Below are 15,184 nucleotides of genomic sequence, written 5' to 3'. Positions count from 1 at the left end.
GCATTCGATTCTTTAGCAACCTGAAATGCGCTAGATCGGCATTTCTGCCCGGACAGCCGGCAGGACGGGCCGGTAACGCCACCGGCCGGTCTCTCCATGGGGGCTATGGCAAGGTTTAGCCATGTCGAAACACCGCGCAGTCTGGCAATTGCGCTCAGGAGTCCGGTCGCGGATAATCTTTCCCGGAGCGACGCTAGATGATCTTTCACAATCACCGGGCCATCGATCTCCGTCCGGGCAAAGCAGCAGGAACTTCTATCGGGAAAATGTTGCAGGCGTTCTTGGTCTCCGCCGGATATAGGCAACCGAGGAGGAAAATACTCTCTTGATCGCAACCCACTGCGGATCCGTCCCGACTGACAGGTCAGCGAACGGCACTTCGACCACGGAAAAGGCCCTGGGTGGGAACGAAGTGACCACTCCGTGCACGGTTTTGTCATGACGATCCGCTTCGTGAGCCGGAAGGATCTGCTCGCGCGCCACGACGTGCTCGCCGCATATATGCGCTCATGGCAAGCGGCCATGTACGACCCGGAACCGCATCTTGTTGTCGCCGGAGACCATGCGTGGCTTGGTGACGACGCTGATGAGCCAATGGTCCTGACAGCAGAACAGGCCGACGCGATGAACGGAGAAACCATCGCCTCCTTCATGGCGCTTTGCGACGAATTTCAGGGCGAACCTCCGCGCCTTGACTACGCGGGCCGCCTCGTCGCCGAAACAGACGCTTCGTCCTTCGAAGACTTCACCGACCGGATCGGAGAGCTATTCTCCGCCTTTGCGCAAAAGGCCGGCTGGAGCGATATCCTCCTGATCACCGAAGCCAGACGGCCGCTGCTGGCGCGCGAACTGGACCATCCACCGGCCGCCGCGGCCGCCAACGCGCTCATCAAGCTCGGCTTCACACGCGCATTCGATGGAGGCATCGTCTGCGACACCGACGATCTGAGCCGGCTGCTGCCACATTTCTTCCGCATCGCGCGTGCGGACGGGTCCGCGCCGGCGATGCTGATGACCGCGCAAGGCTCACGCGCCGTCGCAACACCCTGCAAATACGGCAATCTCCATTTCGAGTTCTATGACCCGGTTGAACGGGACGCGATCGCCGAGGCTCTGGGAAAATCAGGCTTCCTTCTCGCACCCGACGGAGAGTGCGTGGAACGCTTCTCCCAGGATGGCGCTATCGAAGGGCGCTCCTTTCGGATTTGAGTCACGTCAATTCCGACGCCGCCACATTCTGTCACTAGATAAGCAGCGTAAACGAACCAAGGAGGTCCTCATGTCGGATATCAAGCTCAACAACAATGGCTGGCTGGTGATCGCCGATGGCGAAAAGGCGCTGTTCCTGCGCAATGACGGCGACGAGAAGTTTCCCAATCTCACCGTCTTCCGCGAATTCGAACACGAAAATCCCGCCACCCGCGAACAGGGCACCGACAAGCCGGGCCGGTTGAATGACGGCGGCGGTTCGCATCGCAGCGCCGTTCAGGAGACCGACTGGCACCGGATCGAAAAGGACCGCTTCGCGCATGAAATCGCCGATCGTCTCTACAAGCACGCCCACAAGGGCAGCTTCTCCGAGATCGTCCTTGTCGCCGCGCCGGCAGTCCTCGGCGAATTGCGCAAGGAGATGCACAAGGAGGTTCAGGCCAAGATCGTCGCCGATGTATCCAAAGACCTGACCGGCCATCCTGTCCACGAGATCGAAAAGCTAGTGCTGGGCTGAACCGCGCGTGATGCGCGCCATCCCTTCCGGCCAATGGTTTCCGTCACGCCTGCAGTCTATGGCGTGACGGCGTTTAGACCACGTCGTCTGTGGCGACGACCGTATAGTTGATTCTGCTCGTGCCTTGGTCGTTTCGGCGCGGGCGAACTGCGCATTTGCGGCAGAGCTGAAGCGACCCATCCAAATATGCATGGCAGCCACGCCGCGGACGCAATTGTTGCAGCGCAACAATGCGCCTATGTTCGACACAGGCAATATTCCGGAGGGCTATCATGACCGTAAAATCCCGCAGTTTCTTCTCGTCGTTCGGCAACGCCGTTTCAGGCCTCGTCAATTCCGTGGCTGTCGCCCGCGAAATGAATGGCCTTTACGATACGCCCGAAGCCGTATTCCGCGCACGCGGCACCACCCGCGATGCGGCGATGCGCGCAGCGATGAAGCGCCTCTGATCGACGCCATGACGCAGGGCGGGGAAATTCCCGCCGTTGCCTGTCCGGCGCTGGCGTATGACCGGAAATCCGGTGTAGTCTCAGTGCCATGCCGACCGCCTCCTCCGTCACCAGACATTTCCACGATCCCGCTGATACCATCACGCTGGACGAGACTGCGCGTCATCGCCGGCGCATGAAGATGGTCTCCGACAACGGGATCGAATTCCTCCTCGACCTTGCCGAGGCGCGCCTGCTGCGCCATGGCGATGGGCTCCTGCTCGATGACGGCCGAGTAATCGAGGTCCACGCCGAACCGGAAGCGCTCTACGAAGTGCGCGCAAGCGACGCCCGACACCTGCTGGTGCTCGCCTGGCAGATCGGCAATCGCCACCTCGCCGCCCAGATCTTCCCCGACCGCATCCTGATTCGCCACGATCACGTGATCCGCGAAATGCTGGAAGGGCTAGGCGCATCGGTCGCCGAAACCAGCGCGCCGTTCGATCCCGAAGGTGGCGCCTATGGAGGAGTTCACGCCGCCCACGACCATGGCGACGGCCATCATCACCATCACGACCACTGACCGCCACCTCGCGGATGATCGAAAGCTCGCGCATGTCCCCGATTCCGCTCTTCAATTACCTGTTGCTCGGCGCGGCGATCGCCGCTGAAGTCGTCGCGACAACCGCGCTTGTGCGCACCGAGAGTTTCACGCGGCTCTGGCCGAGCGTGATCACCATCGTCTTCTACGCCCTGTCTTTCTGGCTCCTGTCCTTTCCAATCCGCGTCATTCCCGCAGGCATCGTCTACGCGATCTGGTCGGGCGCAGGCATTGTCCTGATTACCCTGGCGGCCTGGCTGGCGCTCGGCCAGAAGCTTGATTTTCCCGCCATCATCGGGCTTTGCCTGATCATTGCCGGCGTGGTCGTGATCCACATCTTCTCGGGTTCCGTGGAGCACTGACCTGACCGAGGAAAACCGAGGAACGGGAGACCGCTCATGAAGATCTTCGCCCCCGAAACACGCCACAATTCGAAGCGCCACGAAAGGCTCTATGCGGCGTATGAACTCGCATTCACGATCATCGAGTTTCTGGCCGGCCTGCTGTTTCTCATCGGCTCCTGGATGTTCTTCTACGCGGCATGGCAAGACCCCGCGATCTGGTGCTTCGTCGTCGGTTCTGCGTTTTTCGTCATCGGGCCGTCGCTGAAGTTGGCACGCGAACTGCACTATGCGATGATCGGAGATCTGGCCGACCTCGCCAAGAGAGTCGAGCAGTGACCGGCGCGCCAGCCCATCTTCTGCGCCTGATGTCGTGGCTCTCCCCGGTTTTCCCGACCGGTGCCTATGCCTACTCCGCCGCGCTCGAACAGGCCGTCGCCGCCGGCAATGTGACCGACGCGCAGTCTCTGCAGGAATGGCTGACGGCGTTGCTCGACGCCGGGCCGCAATGGAACGATGCGGTTTTCTTCGCGGCGGCGTGGCGCGCCGCAGGCGACGAGGCGACAATCGCCGAGACCGCCGCCCTCGCCCGCGCCATGACCGGATCGGCAGAACGCCACCGCGAGACGATCGACCAGGGAACGGGCTTCCTTGAAGCCGCCGCCAACTGGTTTGAAGAAGATGAATTGCCGCCGCGCGGAACGCCGCTTTGCGTCGCAGTCGGCGTCGCCTGCGGCCGGGACGGGATCGCGTTGGGCGACGCGATGCAGGCCTTCCTGCACGCCTTCGTCACCAACCAGCTGCAGGTCGCGATACGCTTGTCCGTCACCGGCCAGCGCGGCGCGGCGAAGCTGCTGGCGGAGTTGGAGCCGGTCATCGCGCGAGTCGCAAAGCGTGCCGCATCGTCAACGCTGGACGATCTTGGCAGCAGTACGGTTTTGGCCGACATTGCGGCCATGAAACACGAAACTCTTTCTTCGAGGCTGTTCCTGTCATGACCACCTCCCCCAACGGCCCGTTGCGCGTCGGCATCGGCGGCCCCGTCGGTTCCGGCAAGACGACGCTGACCGCCGAACTCTGCAAGGCCATGCGCGACACCTATTCCGTGGGCGTCGTCACCAACGATATCTACACGGCGGAAGACGCCGAGGCTCTGACCCGCATGCAGGCTCTGCCGGCCGAGCGGATCGAAGGCGTGGAGACCGGCGGCTGCCCGCACACGGCCATCCGCGAGGACGCCTCGATCAATCTGCGCGCCATCGAAAGGCTGCGCGAGCGCGTGCCAGACCTCGATATCGTCTTCATCGAATCCGGCGGCGACAATCTCGCCGCAACCTTCTCGCCGGACTTGGCCGACCTGTCACTCTACGTGATCTCCGTGTGCCAGGGCGACGACATTCCGCGAAAGGGCGGTCCCGCGATCACGCGTTCCGATCTGCTGATCATCAACAAGGCCGATCTTGCGCCCTATGTCGGCGCCGACCTGGAACGGATGCGCCGCGACGCCGAGGCTGGCCGCGCCGACAAGCCTTTCCTGTTCACCGATCTGAAACACGCCAGCGGTGTGAGCGAAATCGTTGACTTCGTCACCGCGCAGGGTGGTCTGTGACATTCGATCTCGACAGCTTCCTCGCCTACCGACTCGATCGCCTGTCGGATGCGGTCAGCCGGCATTTCCAGCCGGTCTATCGCGACCAGCACGGCATGACCCGCCCGGAATGGCAGGTCCTCGCGCATCTGGGAGAGGCGGAAACGCTGACGGCACGCGAGATCGTGCGCCGAACAGGGTTGCACAAAACCAAGGTCTCGCGCGCCGTCACGGCGCTCGAAAGCCGCCGCTGGTTGGAACGCGACCGGGATGACGCCGACCGCAGGATCGAGCATCTGACGCTCACCCGGACCGGCCGAAAAGGCTACGAAGCGCTGACCGCATTATTGAAAGCGCGCGAGGACGAATTGCTGGCACGGCTCGACAGCGGCGAACTCGAGACGGTCAATGCGGCGTTGCGGATCCTGGACCGGATGGCAAGGCCGAAGCGCTGAACGTCACCGGGACGACAAGGTCCGTCCCACCGCGTCCTTCCAACCGGCATATTTCCGTGACCGTTCGTCTTCGGCCATCTTCGGCGCGAACTGGCGTTCCAGCGCCCAGCTCTCGGCGAATTCGGCGCGATCCGGCCAGACACCGGCATGGGAGCCGGCGAGCCAGGCAGCACCCAGCGCCGTTGTCTCAAGCACCTTCGGCCGATCGACCGGCGCGTCGAGAATGTCGGCGAGGCACTGCATCGTCCAGTCGGAGACGACCATGCCGCCATCGACGCGCAGCGTCGTCGAGGCATGGTCCGGCGCATCCCAGTCGTCATGCATCGCCTCGAGCAGATCGCGCGTCTGGTAGCAAACCGCCTCCAACGTGGCCTTGGCGATTTCGTTCGGGCCGGTGCCGCGCGTGAGACCGAACAGCGCGCCGCGCGCATTGGCGTCCCAGTGCGGCGCACCCAATCCGACGAAGGCCGGCACCAGGTAGACATCCTGCTCGGGGTCGGCCTTCTCCGCCATCGCGCCGCTCTCGGCTGCGCTTTCGATGATGCCGAGACCGTCCCGCAACCATTGCACCGAGGCACCCGCCATAAAGATGGAGCCTTCCAGCGCATAGGTCGTCTCGCCGTTCAGGCGATAGGCGATGGTGGTGAGCATGCGGTTCTTCGAAGCGACGCGATCGGCGCCGGTGTTGAGCAGGGCGAAGCAGCCGGTCCCGTAGGTCGACTTGAACATGCCGGGCTCGAAACAGGCCTGGCCGATGGTCGCCGCCTGCTGGTCGCCCGCCACACCATAAACCGGGATCTCCGCACCAAGAATGTCAGCCGTCGCGGTTCCGAAATCGGCGGCGCAATCGAGCACCTCGGGCAGGATCGCGCGGGGAATGCGCAGGATGGACAGCAGTTCTTCGTCCCAATTCTCTTCATCGATATTGAAGATCAGCGTACGCGCCGCGTTCGTCGCGTCCGTGACATGGCGCACACCGCCGGTCAGCCGCCAGATCAGGAAGGTATCGATGGTGCCGAACGCGATTTCGCCGGCCTCGGCACGCGCCCTGAGCCCGTCGACATTGTCGAGCAGCCAGGCGATCTTGGTGCCGGAGAAATACGGATCGAGCAGCAGCCCGGTTTTCGCCGTGAACTCGGCCTCGTGGCCCTTCGCCTTCAGATCGTCGCAGAAGTCGGCGGTGCGCCGGTCCTGCCAGACGATGGCGCGATGGACGGGTTCGCCGGTCGCCCTGTCCCAGAGCGCCACTGTCTCGCGCTGATTTGTGATGCCGATAGCAGCGATGTCGGACGCCGCGATGCCCGCATCGGCGATCGCCGCGCGGCAGGTTTCGACCACGCTTTGCCAGATGTCCTCCAGCTCGTGTTCGACCCAGCCGGACTTCGGAAAGTGCTGCGGGAACTCCTTCTGGCCAACGCCCGCGATCTTCTGATCGCCGTCGAAGATGATCGCGCGCGACGATGTCGTGCCCTGATCGATGGCCAGAATATAGCCGCCCATGTTCCGATTCCTCCCGTCCGTGAATGGTGCGGGAATTCCAATCAGATAGCCGGCATGACTTCAACCCGCTTCGGGCGCTTTCCCGTCTCTGGACAGCAGCCAGCGGCAGATCGCGAACGCCGCCGCCGCACCGATGAACTGCATGACGATGAAGAGAGGCATGTCGGCCGGGCGGATGCCGGCGAATGTGTCTGAAAAAGCCCGCGCGACGGTCACGGCGGGGTTGGCGAAGGATGTCGAGGCGGTGAACCAGTAGGCCGCCGTGATATAGAGCCCGACCGCCATCGGGACCGATTTCGGACTGGCCTTCAGCGTCGCGAATATCGTGAAGACAAGGCCGAAAGTGGCGATGAATTCCGCGAACCACTGCGCCCCGCCCGTGCGCATCTTGGTTGACGCCTGGAAGACGATCTCGCCGAACATCAGATGCGCCGCCCACACGCCGATGAGCCCGCCCGCCACCTGCATCGCGATATAGAGCAAGCTGTCGCGCGCCTCTATCTCGCGGCGCAGCCAGAAGGCGAAGGTCACCGCCGGATTGAAATGCGCGCCGGAAATCGGCCCGAGCATCGTGATCAGGACAACGAGGATCGCGCCGGTCGGGATCGTGTTGCCGAGAAGCGCGATGGCGACGTTTCCGCCAGCCAGCCGCTCGGCCATGATGCCCGATCCGACGACCGTCGCGAGAAGAAAGGCGGTGCCGATGAATTCGGCAGCGAGTTTGCGCGAAGCGTCCATGGCGGCCCGTCCAATATATCAATAATTCTTGAATTATCGATGTATCGGGTGAGCGTCAACACTCTACGCGGTCAGCTTTCGGACTGAACGACGCGGGCCTCGATCTCCAGTTCGTATCCGCCGCCCGAAGCCGCCCAGTGATCGCGGATCGCCTGCTGCACCGCGGCCAGGCGTTCCTCCGGGAGATCGATCGCCTCGCGATGCGCGAAATAGGTCAGCCGAACAACCGAGGGCTCACGCGCAAGAAGCGAGATAAGGCGGGTGATCCCCTCCTCCAGTTCGGCATCGGGCACCGCCTCGTTTCGAAGGAAAGCCGCCGCGTTCAGATCGACGCGCACCACCCGTGCCGACGCGACACCGAAAGAAACCGTATTGCTCGAACCCGGCTGGAGGCGAAGCGAGACCGGATTGGGCGTGACCGCGTGATAGCCCTCCTCCAGCGTCGCCTCGTCGAGTTCGAACCGTTCCTCGAGATTTGCGAGTCGCGACACAGGAAGGCAGGGCGAAGTGAACCCGCCCTTCAGCCCGGTGGTCAGGATACGCCCGCCATCGAGGGCGATCCGCACACCGGATATCCGAGCCTCGGTCGGGTCGGCGACGCCGTTCCGGTTCTTGTCCTCGTAGACGAGGAGCGAAATGCCTGCACAGGAGCTTTGCTGGATCTCGCCGGTCTTCACCGCGGCCGTGGAAGGCGGCAGGAGCGGGATCAGCGTTTCCGGGTCGGCGATCTGCGCCGTATTCACCTGATAGCCGCGCAGCGACGCCTCGCGGATTTCACCGAGATAGCGCAGTGACACGCTGCCCCGCGCCGGAACCTCGAGCGTGCCGAAATCGATCCTCTGCTCGTCCTGAACGATGTCGATCACCCTTCTGTCGATGAACACGCTTCCAGGCACCAGCGCCGTGTCTTCCGCCAGCAAGGCGCGCAGCCGCACCGAGAGCGGCCTCGTGCTGCGATTGCTGACCGTGATCGTGTAATCGACCTGGTCGCCGACGCTCGCTTCTGTCGTGCTCGGCGTGTGCGCCAGCGAGATGAGACGCCGCTCGACGCCCTGTAGCGGCGGAATCTCGACATCCAGCGCGGTGATGTCCGTTATGGTTCGGCCGTCCACTTTTCCGACCGCCGTCACCGTCGCCGTGATCTCGCTGCCGGCCTCGACATTCGAGCGCTGGAGAAGTTGACCGGCGGCAAAACGCCAGGTTTCGCCACGATCCAGAATACCGGGATTTTCGACATCGCCGCCACTGTAGCCAGGCGGATCGGAGGGCGCGAAGGTTTCCGCCCCCTGTTTCAGTTCCAGCGTCAGCCTGACTCCGGTGAGCCCGACATTGCCGTCATTGCTAACCGCGATGATGAAGCCGATCCTGTCACCCTCCGGCAAACCCGGAGCGCTGTCCCCGCCAATCGCCGCCTCGACCTCGACATGCATGGATGCGACGCCCGGCTCCACGCTGGTGGAAACCTGCGCGCCGCCCGACTGGACCGACGCGCCGTCATGAACGCCGGACGCCACCGCGCTGTTGACGATGTCGGCGGCCGCAGGCCCGGCAATAATGGACATGCACAGGCAGAGCGCGAACCCGATCCGAAACGGTCGTTTCGGGCGCTTCCTGTTCTTTTTGATTGAAAGTCGCCGGTTCACAGCCGCGCCTGCCGGTCATGCATTGCAGTCTATTGAGCCTCGAATTCCGCCTGCGTCACGGTATGGACGTGGGTGAAGACAACTGCGCCGCCCGGTCCCAGATTGTCATAGACGCCTTGTGTCTCGGGCAAATCGGAATTGACAGCCAGCGCATCCTCACTCGCAACCTCGACGGCGAAAGGATCGATGCCGTCGGCCGGCGAACCGGCGGAAGTCAACGTCTTGCCACTGAGCTTGACCGTCACGCCGACATCCGCGACCGCAACGTTTCCGACATTTTCCACCCGGTATTTGTAGGTGATCATGTCACCCGTTTCGGCGCCCTCGCCTTCGTTACCCTCGGCCTTTTCCATGACGCTCGACGAGCTGATCGCCAGTTTCGGGTTGGCCGCGACGACAATGTTGCCGGGCTCGGCGCGGGCGGAAACGCTCTGCTCAGCAGACTTGCCCATCGCGCCGCTTCGAACGGAAATGCCGTCGCCCGCCGCCGCGCCATACACATCCGAACTGGTCAGGGCATAGGTCGTCGTGAAGGTCGCCGATTCGCCGGTCGCGATATCCGCGCTCGACGGGGAGAAACTGGCCGGTTCGAGCTGTATCGCGTTGCCCGCGATCGTCAGTGTCGCGCCATCGACGATCACCGTCTGCACCGGGAAATTGCCTTCATTGGACACCGACACGGTCACCGATACGATATCGCCGGCGTCGGCGTTTTCGCTGTCGCGCCCCTTGGAGACATCGAGAGCGATGCTCTGCGACGCCGAGAGCGCCGGTCGCGGCGCTTCGAGATCGGTCGTTTCGGTCACGGTATCGGATTCGACCGCCTGGCCGCTGGCAGTTCCGCCTGCGGTCACCTCACTCGTCAATTGCGCGGCAGCCGTGCCGGGCAAGGCAGTCGCGAGCAGCAGCGATGCGGCAAACGCCGTCGCCAATCCCGTCGAGGTCTTTTCGGCGTGGCGCGGTGTTTCGCTTCCGTTTGTGCGGCTCATGGTGGCAATCCTCCCCTCGATTTTGTTCACCCGGCTGGTTCGATGCCCGGCATGCGCGCCAGACCCGCGAACAATAGGGCGAGCGGCTTCGCCATGTCACCCAAAACATGGTGAAACATCATCAATCCTTTGGAGAAGATCGGTAACGCTCGGTGAAGCGCACCGGCCCGAGGCCGGCTCAGGCAGGCGCCAGCGCTTCCTTGCGGCGTTCGAGACCGAGCAGGAAACCAATACCGTCGTTCGGACGCGCCAGATCGTCGATCGAATGGCTGGCAAGCACGCCGAAGAATGCGTTCAGCGCCTCGCGCAACGCCGCCGAAAGCTTGCAGGTCTCGACCAGCGGGCAATCGCTGTCCTCACGCTCGAAACACTCGGCCATGGAAAAACTGTCCTCCGTCAGGCGAACAACGTCGAGAAGCGTGATGTCGCTGGCTTTGCGCGCCAGTCGAATGCCGCCATTACGCCCGCGAACGGTCTCGATCACCCCGCCTTCAGCCAGAGGCTGCAGAATCTTGAACAAAAACGGCTCCGACACGCCATATGCCTTCGCGATCTCGGCAACGCGGCTCAGTTCTCCGTCCTTCACCGCACAATACATGAGAATGCGGAAGGCGTAGTTGGTCTGTTTCGTCAGGCGCATGGATCGTCTCCGTTACGTAACATCATATAGACCCTAGTCTGGAACGATTCCAGATAAACCTCACCTTTCCAGTTAAGTTTTTTTCTTGACAGTCTCCGCGCGTTCCAACAGATAAACATGACAACGAGTGTCATATAAAAACGGGAGCCCCTCATGACGTTGCGCATGCGCATCCTCACCGCCGTTCTTTCAACCTCCGTCGCGCTTCCGGTCGCATCGGCCGCGCGGGCAGAGGGCGAGGTCAACCTCTACTCGTCGCGTCACTACGACACCGACGAGAAGCTCTATTCCGACTTCGAGAAAGAGACGGGCATCCAGGTCAATCGGATCGAGGGCAATGCGGATGAGCTGATCGAACGGCTCAAGGCGGAAGGCGCCAACAGCCCGGCGGACGTGCTCATCACGGTCGATGCCGGCCGCATCTGGCGCGCCGCCGACGCCGACCTGCTCTCGCCGGTCGAAAGCGATATCCTGGAAGAACGCATCCCGGCCGAGTTGCAGCATCCGGACAATCTCTGGTTCGGCTTCTCCACGCGCGCGCGCATCATCTTCTATGCCAAGGACCGCGTCAGCGAGCCGCCGCAGACCTATGCCGACCTCGCCGATCCGAAATACAAGGGCCAGATCTGCATTCGCTCCGCGACCAACATCTACAATCTCTCGCTGCTCGCCTCACGCATCGCTGAAAACGGTCCTGAGGAGGCGGAAGCCTGGGTCGAGGGCCTCAAGAACAACCTCGCCCGGCAGCCGCAGGGTGGCGACACTGACCAGCTCAGGGGCCTTGTTTCCGGCGAATGCGACATCGCCGTCGCCAACACCTATTATTTCGCGCGTGCACTGCGCATCGAAGTCGACGGGCTGAGCGAGGGAACCGACGGGATCGGCTGGGTCTTCCCCGACCAGGACGGCAATGGCACCCATGTGAACGTCTCGGCGGCCGGCGTGCTGACGAACGCGCCAAACCGTGACAACGCAATCCGCTTCCTCGAATATCTCTCCTCCGATTCCGCGCAGGAGTATTTCGCGTCCGGCAATGACGAGTATCCGGTCGTCGAGGGTGTCGGGCTGTCGGCTTCGGTCACCCAGCTCGGCACGTTCAAGCGCGACGACCTGAACCTGCATGCGCTGGGTGAATTCCAGACCGAGGCACAGAACATCTTCAACACCGTCGGCTTCAAGTAAGACGCCGAAACGGCCTGAATCAAACTCTTCGCGAACCGCCTGAGGCCATTGGTTTCAGGCGGTTTTTCATTGCGCGGCGGTTGCCAGGGACTGGTCTCCCGAACCGGCCGGACGCGGGCCGGAAAACGGCATGCGCGGCCGCGTCAGCATGCGGGTCTGCTGTGTCTGGGCGATGGTCCGGCACAGCAGGATCACCGGCAGGAGACCGAATGCGACGATGACCAGCGACGGCACCGCCGCTTGCGCCAGGCGCTCGTCGGAAGCGAGCCGGTGCGCCTGCACGGCCAACGTGTCGAAATTGAACGGGCGCAGGATCAGCGTCGCCGGCAGTTCCTTCATCGTATCGACGAAGACGATCAGCACGGCCGTCAGAAGACTCGCGCGCATGAGCGGCAAGTGAATGCGCAGCAGCATACCGAGCGTGCCGGAGCCGAGCGTACGCGCCACGGCGTCCACATTCGGCCTGATCTGGCTGATGCCCGTATCGAACGCCGACAAGGCCGCCGCCATGAACCGCACGATATAAGTCATCACCAGAAGCGCGATGGAGCCGGTGAAGAGGAGCCCGGTCGAGATATCGAAATGCTCGCGCATGAAGGCGTCGATTGTGTTGTCGAGCCGCGCGAAAGGCACCAGCAGCCCGACGGCGATCACCGATCCGGGCAACGCATAGCCGATACCCGACAAGGTCTTGGTGATGGAGGCCGCCCTGCCCGGCGCCAGCCGGACGCGATAACCGACGATCACCGCGCCGATCACCGTCAGGATCGCGGCGACGCCGGCAAGGGTCAGCGAATTGATTGTGAAATCGAGATAGCGCGCCTCGAACGGGTTTTGCCCGGAGGAGACCGCCATTTCGAACAATACGATCAGCGGGATGACGAACCCCGCCATGACCGGGATCAGGCAGGCCAGGATCGCCGCCAGCGCTCGCCATCCTGATAGATAATGCAGCGTCATGGCCTCGTTGCGATTGCCGGCCTGATGGTGCTTGGCCCCGCCGCGCTGGCTGGATTCCAGAACGACCAGAAAAAGCGCCGCCAACATCAGGCAGAAGGCAAGCTGCGAGGCCGCCGCGCGGTCTCCCATCGAAAACCAGGCCTGGTAGATGCCTGTCGCGAATGTCTGAACGCCGAAATGGGCGACCGTGCCGAAATCCGCGATGGTCTCCATCAGCGCCAGGATCGTGCCGCCGGCGATGGCAGGTCGCGCCACGGGCAGACTCACCCGGAGAAAGGCGCTCCACGGTCCGTGCCCCATCGTGCGCGCGGCGAAATAGGCCGTCGGCGACTGCCGCAGAAACGCCGCCCGCGCCAGCAGGTAGACATAGGGATAGAGCACGAAGATCAACATCAGCGCCGCACCCTGCAGCGACCGGATTTCCGGGAACCAGTAATCGCGCGGTCCCCAGCCCGTTAACGCCCTGAGCGCCGTCTGTACTGGACCCGGATGATCGAGCAAGTCGGTATAGGCGTAAGCCAGCACGTAGCCGGGAAAGGCCAGCGGCAACGCGAGCACAATCTCGAGGATCCGACTACCCGGAAAGCGGCACATCGTGACCAGCCAGGCCGCCCCGGTTCCCGTCGCCGCTGTGCCGATCGCGACCAGCAGCGAGAGCTGGATCGTGTTCCAGATATAGCGGGGCATCACCGTTTCCCAGAGCCCCGACCACGTCTCGAGTGTGCCGCCGAGCGCGGTCACGCCGACCGCGGCGATCGGGACGATGCAAAGTCCCGCGCCGATCCAGGCGAGCGTTTTCAGGGGAAATTGGAACACGGCCGGTGTCGATAGCCCGATTTGGTTGGGTCTGGATAAAGTGGAGTATGTCAAACAGGTTTTGAGGTCAATCGCCACCCGGCGTCGCGTTTGGACATGGAGATTTCTCAAATCCGCATGTCCAAACCGGATTCGCTACCGCAAAATCCATTCCACAAGCAGGAAACACGTGGAGGTATGGCATGGACCAGCGGCTGACGGATGCGGATCTGTCCCGTGTTCTCCAACCCGTGGCGACGGCGAACGGGCTGTCGAACCGGCACTATATCGATCCGGCATGGTTCGAGGCCGACAGGGAACGTGTATTTTTTGACAATTGGGCCGGCATAGGCTTCGCCAAGGACGTTCCCGAGAACGGCGATGCCAAGCCGCAGACCTTCCTCGGTCAGCCGCTCGTCATCATCCGCGGACGTGACGGCAATGTAAGGGTGTTCCAGAACATCTGCCGCCATCGCGGCATGATCCTGGTACGCGAACCGGGGCGCATTCGCGGCGCGATCCGATGCGCATACCATTCCTGGTGCTACGACCTCGACGGCGCGTTGAAAGCGACCCCGCATGTCGGCGGACCGGGCCATAATGCCCATGAGGCCATCCGCCGCGACGAACTGGGCCTGATCGAAGTGCGGTCGCATGTCTGGCGCGACGTGGTCTTCGTCAACATTTCCGGCGATGCGCTACCCTTCGAAGAGGCACATTCGAAGGCGGTCGACCGCTGGAAAGAATTCGAAATGCCGCTTCATCATTCCGGCGCCGATTCCGGCTTCGCGCTCGATGTCGCCACCAACTGGAAACTCGCCGTCGAGAACTACTGCGAGAGCTACCACCTGCCATGGGTGCATCCCGGCCTGAACAGCTATTCCCGGCTCGAGGATCACTATCACATCGAGGAACCGGGCGCGTTTTCCGGCCAGGGCACGATGGTCTACCGGCAAATGGCGGGCGAGAACGGACAGGTTTTCGGCGACGCGCCGAAACTGGGCCCGAAATGGGACACAGCCGCCGAGTACATCGCGCTTTACCCGAACGTGCTGTTCGGCGTGCATCGCGACCATTCCTTCGCGATCCTGCTGGAGCCGATCTCGGTCGATCGGACAATCGAGCACGTCGAGATCTACTATCACGACGAGGCATCGGTCGGGCCCGGCTACCAGGCCTTGCGCAACCGCAACACGACGCAGTGGAAAGAGGTCTTCGAAGAAGATGTCTTCGTCGTCGAAGGCATGCAGCAGGGACGGCACGCGGTCGATTTCGACGGCGGGCGCTTTTCGCCCGTCATGGACAGCCCGACCCACATGTTCCACCACTGGGTCGCCACCCAACTGGCCCGGTAACGCGATGCCGCATCCCGCGCTCGGCGATCTAGACACAGCCCTCCTCGCCGCGCACGCGGCGCAGGACGGACCGCGTCTCGCACAGCTATACGGAGAAGCGGCGGACCTGCTGAGTGCGGCCGGCGACGCCGATGCGGCCTGTTTTTTCTGGACGCAGGCCTATGTGTTCGCGCTCGAAGCGGGCGCACAAGAGGCCGACCGCTTCGGCGGCCTGCTGCGCGAACGCGCAAGGCTTTGATACAA

At 62.9% G+C, this 15,184-nt stretch carries 18 protein-coding genes; 12 read left to right on the top strand and 6 right to left on the bottom strand.

Annotated elements, in window-relative coordinates; translation table 11 throughout:
* Positions 1–438: 438 nt before the first annotated feature.
* The 9 genes from ACQK2M_RS11175 to ACQK2M_RS11135 all read left to right on the top strand — a co-directional run bounded on the left by ACQK2M_RS11175 (position 439) and on the right by ACQK2M_RS11135 (position 5,139).
* Positions 439–1,209, top strand: coding sequence for a hypothetical protein (locus tag ACQK2M_RS11175; protein ID WP_425417873.1), 771 nt, complete (start codon positions 439–441; stop codon positions 1,207–1,209).
* 70 nt (positions 1,210–1,279) lie between these two features.
* Complete coding sequence (locus tag ACQK2M_RS11170; protein WP_223475384.1) at positions 1,280–1,726, top strand: host attachment protein; 447 nt, start codon at positions 1,280–1,282, stop codon at positions 1,724–1,726.
* Between the two features lie 272 nt (positions 1,727–1,998).
* Complete coding sequence (locus ACQK2M_RS11165) at positions 1,999–2,175, top strand: hypothetical protein (protein WP_425417872.1); 177 nt, start codon at positions 1,999–2,001, stop codon at positions 2,173–2,175.
* An 88-nt stretch (positions 2,176–2,263) separates the two neighbouring features.
* Positions 2,264–2,737: an urease accessory protein UreE gene (locus tag ACQK2M_RS11160; protein ID WP_425417871.1), complete on the top strand. Its 474-nt coding sequence runs from the start codon at positions 2,264–2,266 to the stop codon at positions 2,735–2,737.
* 32 nt (positions 2,738–2,769) lie between these two features.
* A complete protein-coding gene (locus ACQK2M_RS11155) occupies positions 2,770–3,117 on the top strand; it encodes an SMR family transporter (protein WP_425417870.1) in 348 nt (115 codons plus the stop codon).
* Positions 3,118–3,153: 36 nt separating this feature from the next.
* Positions 3,154–3,435: a YrhK family protein gene (locus ACQK2M_RS11150; protein WP_223475388.1), complete on the top strand. Its 282-nt coding sequence runs from the start codon at positions 3,154–3,156 to the stop codon at positions 3,433–3,435.
* A gap of 29 nt (positions 3,436–3,464) precedes the next feature.
* Positions 3,465–4,094: an urease accessory protein UreF gene (locus ACQK2M_RS11145; protein ID WP_425420023.1), complete on the top strand. Its 630-nt coding sequence runs from the start codon at positions 3,465–3,467 to the stop codon at positions 4,092–4,094.
* Positions 4,091–4,705, top strand: a complete 615-nt coding sequence (gene ureG, locus ACQK2M_RS11140; protein ID WP_223475389.1) for an urease accessory protein UreG — start codon at positions 4,091–4,093, stop codon at positions 4,703–4,705. The genes ACQK2M_RS11145 and ureG overlap by 4 nt, the downstream gene beginning before the upstream one ends.
* A complete protein-coding gene (locus tag ACQK2M_RS11135) occupies positions 4,702–5,139 on the top strand; it encodes a MarR family winged helix-turn-helix transcriptional regulator (RefSeq protein WP_425417869.1) in 438 nt (145 codons plus the stop codon). The genes ureG and ACQK2M_RS11135 overlap by 4 nt, the downstream gene beginning before the upstream one ends.
* Positions 5,140–5,142: 3 nt before the next feature.
* Here the strand turns inward: ACQK2M_RS11135 and glpK are convergent, their stop codons facing one another.
* The 5 genes from glpK to rirA all read right to left on the bottom strand — a co-directional run bounded on the left by glpK (position 5,143) and on the right by rirA (position 10,649).
* Complete coding sequence (glpK, locus tag ACQK2M_RS11130; protein ID WP_425417868.1) at positions 5,143–6,639, bottom strand: glycerol kinase GlpK; 1,497 nt, start codon at positions 6,637–6,639, stop codon at positions 5,143–5,145.
* A 60-nt stretch (positions 6,640–6,699) separates the two neighbouring features.
* Positions 6,700–7,377, bottom strand: coding sequence for an MIP/aquaporin family protein (locus ACQK2M_RS11125; protein ID WP_425417867.1), 678 nt, complete (start codon positions 7,375–7,377; stop codon positions 6,700–6,702).
* Positions 7,378–7,448: 71 nt separating this feature from the next.
* The gene (locus ACQK2M_RS11120; RefSeq protein WP_425417866.1) at positions 7,449–8,939 is read right to left on the bottom strand and encodes a hypothetical protein; all 1,491 of its coding nucleotides are present in this window, start codon (positions 8,937–8,939) and stop codon (positions 7,449–7,451) included.
* A gap of 110 nt (positions 8,940–9,049) precedes the next feature.
* A complete protein-coding gene (locus tag ACQK2M_RS11115; RefSeq protein ID WP_425417865.1) occupies positions 9,050–10,009 on the bottom strand; it encodes a DUF7507 domain-containing protein in 960 nt (319 codons plus the stop codon).
* Between the two features lie 178 nt (positions 10,010–10,187).
* On the bottom strand, positions 10,188–10,649 hold the full coding sequence (gene rirA, locus ACQK2M_RS11110) for an iron-responsive transcriptional regulator RirA (RefSeq protein ID WP_223475395.1): 462 nt from the start codon (positions 10,647–10,649) through the stop codon (positions 10,188–10,190).
* Positions 10,650–10,802: 153 nt separating this feature from the next.
* On the opposite strand from rirA, the gene ACQK2M_RS11105 reads away from it, so the two are divergent.
* The gene (locus tag ACQK2M_RS11105; protein ID WP_425417864.1) at positions 10,803–11,831 is read left to right on the top strand and encodes a Fe(3+) ABC transporter substrate-binding protein; all 1,029 of its coding nucleotides are present in this window, start codon (positions 10,803–10,805) and stop codon (positions 11,829–11,831) included.
* A gap of 66 nt (positions 11,832–11,897) precedes the next feature.
* On the opposite strand, the gene ACQK2M_RS11100 is transcribed toward ACQK2M_RS11105, so the two are convergent.
* Positions 11,898–13,607 carry an ABC transporter permease gene (locus tag ACQK2M_RS11100; protein WP_425417863.1) on the bottom strand — a complete coding sequence of 570 codons (1,710 nt, stop codon included), beginning with the start codon at positions 13,605–13,607 and terminating at the stop codon, positions 11,898–11,900.
* Positions 13,608–13,789: 182 nt separating this feature from the next.
* Between ACQK2M_RS11100 and ACQK2M_RS11095 the strand changes: the two genes are divergently transcribed.
* Both ACQK2M_RS11095 and ACQK2M_RS11090 read left to right on the top strand, forming a co-directional pair.
* Positions 13,790–14,941, top strand: a complete 1,152-nt coding sequence (locus ACQK2M_RS11095; RefSeq protein ID WP_425417862.1) for an aromatic ring-hydroxylating oxygenase subunit alpha — start codon at positions 13,790–13,792, stop codon at positions 14,939–14,941.
* 4 nt (positions 14,942–14,945) lie between these two features.
* Positions 14,946–15,179, top strand: coding sequence for a hypothetical protein (locus ACQK2M_RS11090; RefSeq protein WP_425417861.1), 234 nt, complete (start codon positions 14,946–14,948; stop codon positions 15,177–15,179).
* The last annotated feature ends 5 nt before the right edge of the window (positions 15,180–15,184 follow it).

Source organism: Oricola indica, from assembly GCF_965227485.1.
GTDB classification, from domain to species: domain Bacteria; phylum Pseudomonadota; class Alphaproteobacteria; order Rhizobiales; family Rhizobiaceae; genus Oricola; species Oricola indica.
The sequence above is the reverse complement of the archived record's forward strand: the minus strand, read 5'-3'. Positions and strand labels throughout refer to the sequence as shown.

What these genes read in the sequence shown, in the direction of transcription:
- ACQK2M_RS11175 (WP_425417873.1), top strand. Translation starts at nt 439, where the DNA reads ATGACGATCCGCTTCGTGAGCCGGAAGGATCTGCTCGCGCGCCACGAC.
- ACQK2M_RS11170 (WP_223475384.1), top strand. Translation starts at nt 1,280, where the DNA reads ATGTCGGATATCAAGCTCAACAACAATGGCTGGCTGGTGATCGCCGAT.
- ACQK2M_RS11165 (WP_425417872.1), top strand. Translation starts at nt 1,999, where the DNA reads ATGACCGTAAAATCCCGCAGTTTCTTCTCGTCGTTCGGCAACGCCGTT.
- ACQK2M_RS11160 (WP_425417871.1), top strand. Translation starts at nt 2,264, where the DNA reads ATGCCGACCGCCTCCTCCGTCACCAGACATTTCCACGATCCCGCTGAT.
- ACQK2M_RS11155 (WP_425417870.1), top strand. Translation starts at nt 2,770, where the DNA reads ATGTCCCCGATTCCGCTCTTCAATTACCTGTTGCTCGGCGCGGCGATC.
- ACQK2M_RS11150 (WP_223475388.1), top strand. Translation starts at nt 3,154, where the DNA reads ATGAAGATCTTCGCCCCCGAAACACGCCACAATTCGAAGCGCCACGAA.
- ACQK2M_RS11145 (WP_425420023.1), top strand. Translation starts at nt 3,465, where the DNA reads ATGTCGTGGCTCTCCCCGGTTTTCCCGACCGGTGCCTATGCCTACTCC.
- ureG (WP_223475389.1), top strand. Translation starts at nt 4,091, where the DNA reads ATGACCACCTCCCCCAACGGCCCGTTGCGCGTCGGCATCGGCGGCCCC.
- glpK (WP_425417868.1), bottom strand. Translation starts at nt 6,639, where the DNA reads ATGGGCGGCTATATTCTGGCCATCGATCAGGGCACGACATCGTCGCGC.
- ACQK2M_RS11125 (WP_425417867.1), bottom strand. Translation starts at nt 7,377, where the DNA reads ATGGACGCTTCGCGCAAACTCGCTGCCGAATTCATCGGCACCGCCTTT.
- ACQK2M_RS11120 (WP_425417866.1), bottom strand. Translation starts at nt 8,939, where the DNA reads ATGTCCATTATTGCCGGGCCTGCGGCCGCCGACATCGTCAACAGCGCG.
- ACQK2M_RS11115 (WP_425417865.1), bottom strand. Translation starts at nt 10,009, where the DNA reads ATGAGCCGCACAAACGGAAGCGAAACACCGCGCCACGCCGAAAAGACC.
- rirA (WP_223475395.1), bottom strand. Translation starts at nt 10,649, where the DNA reads ATGCGCCTGACGAAACAGACCAACTACGCCTTCCGCATTCTCATGTAT.
- ACQK2M_RS11105 (WP_425417864.1), top strand. Translation starts at nt 10,803, where the DNA reads ATGACGTTGCGCATGCGCATCCTCACCGCCGTTCTTTCAACCTCCGTC.
- ACQK2M_RS11095 (WP_425417862.1), top strand. Translation starts at nt 13,790, where the DNA reads ATGGACCAGCGGCTGACGGATGCGGATCTGTCCCGTGTTCTCCAACCC.
- ACQK2M_RS11090 (WP_425417861.1), top strand. Translation starts at nt 14,946, where the DNA reads ATGCCGCATCCCGCGCTCGGCGATCTAGACACAGCCCTCCTCGCCGCG.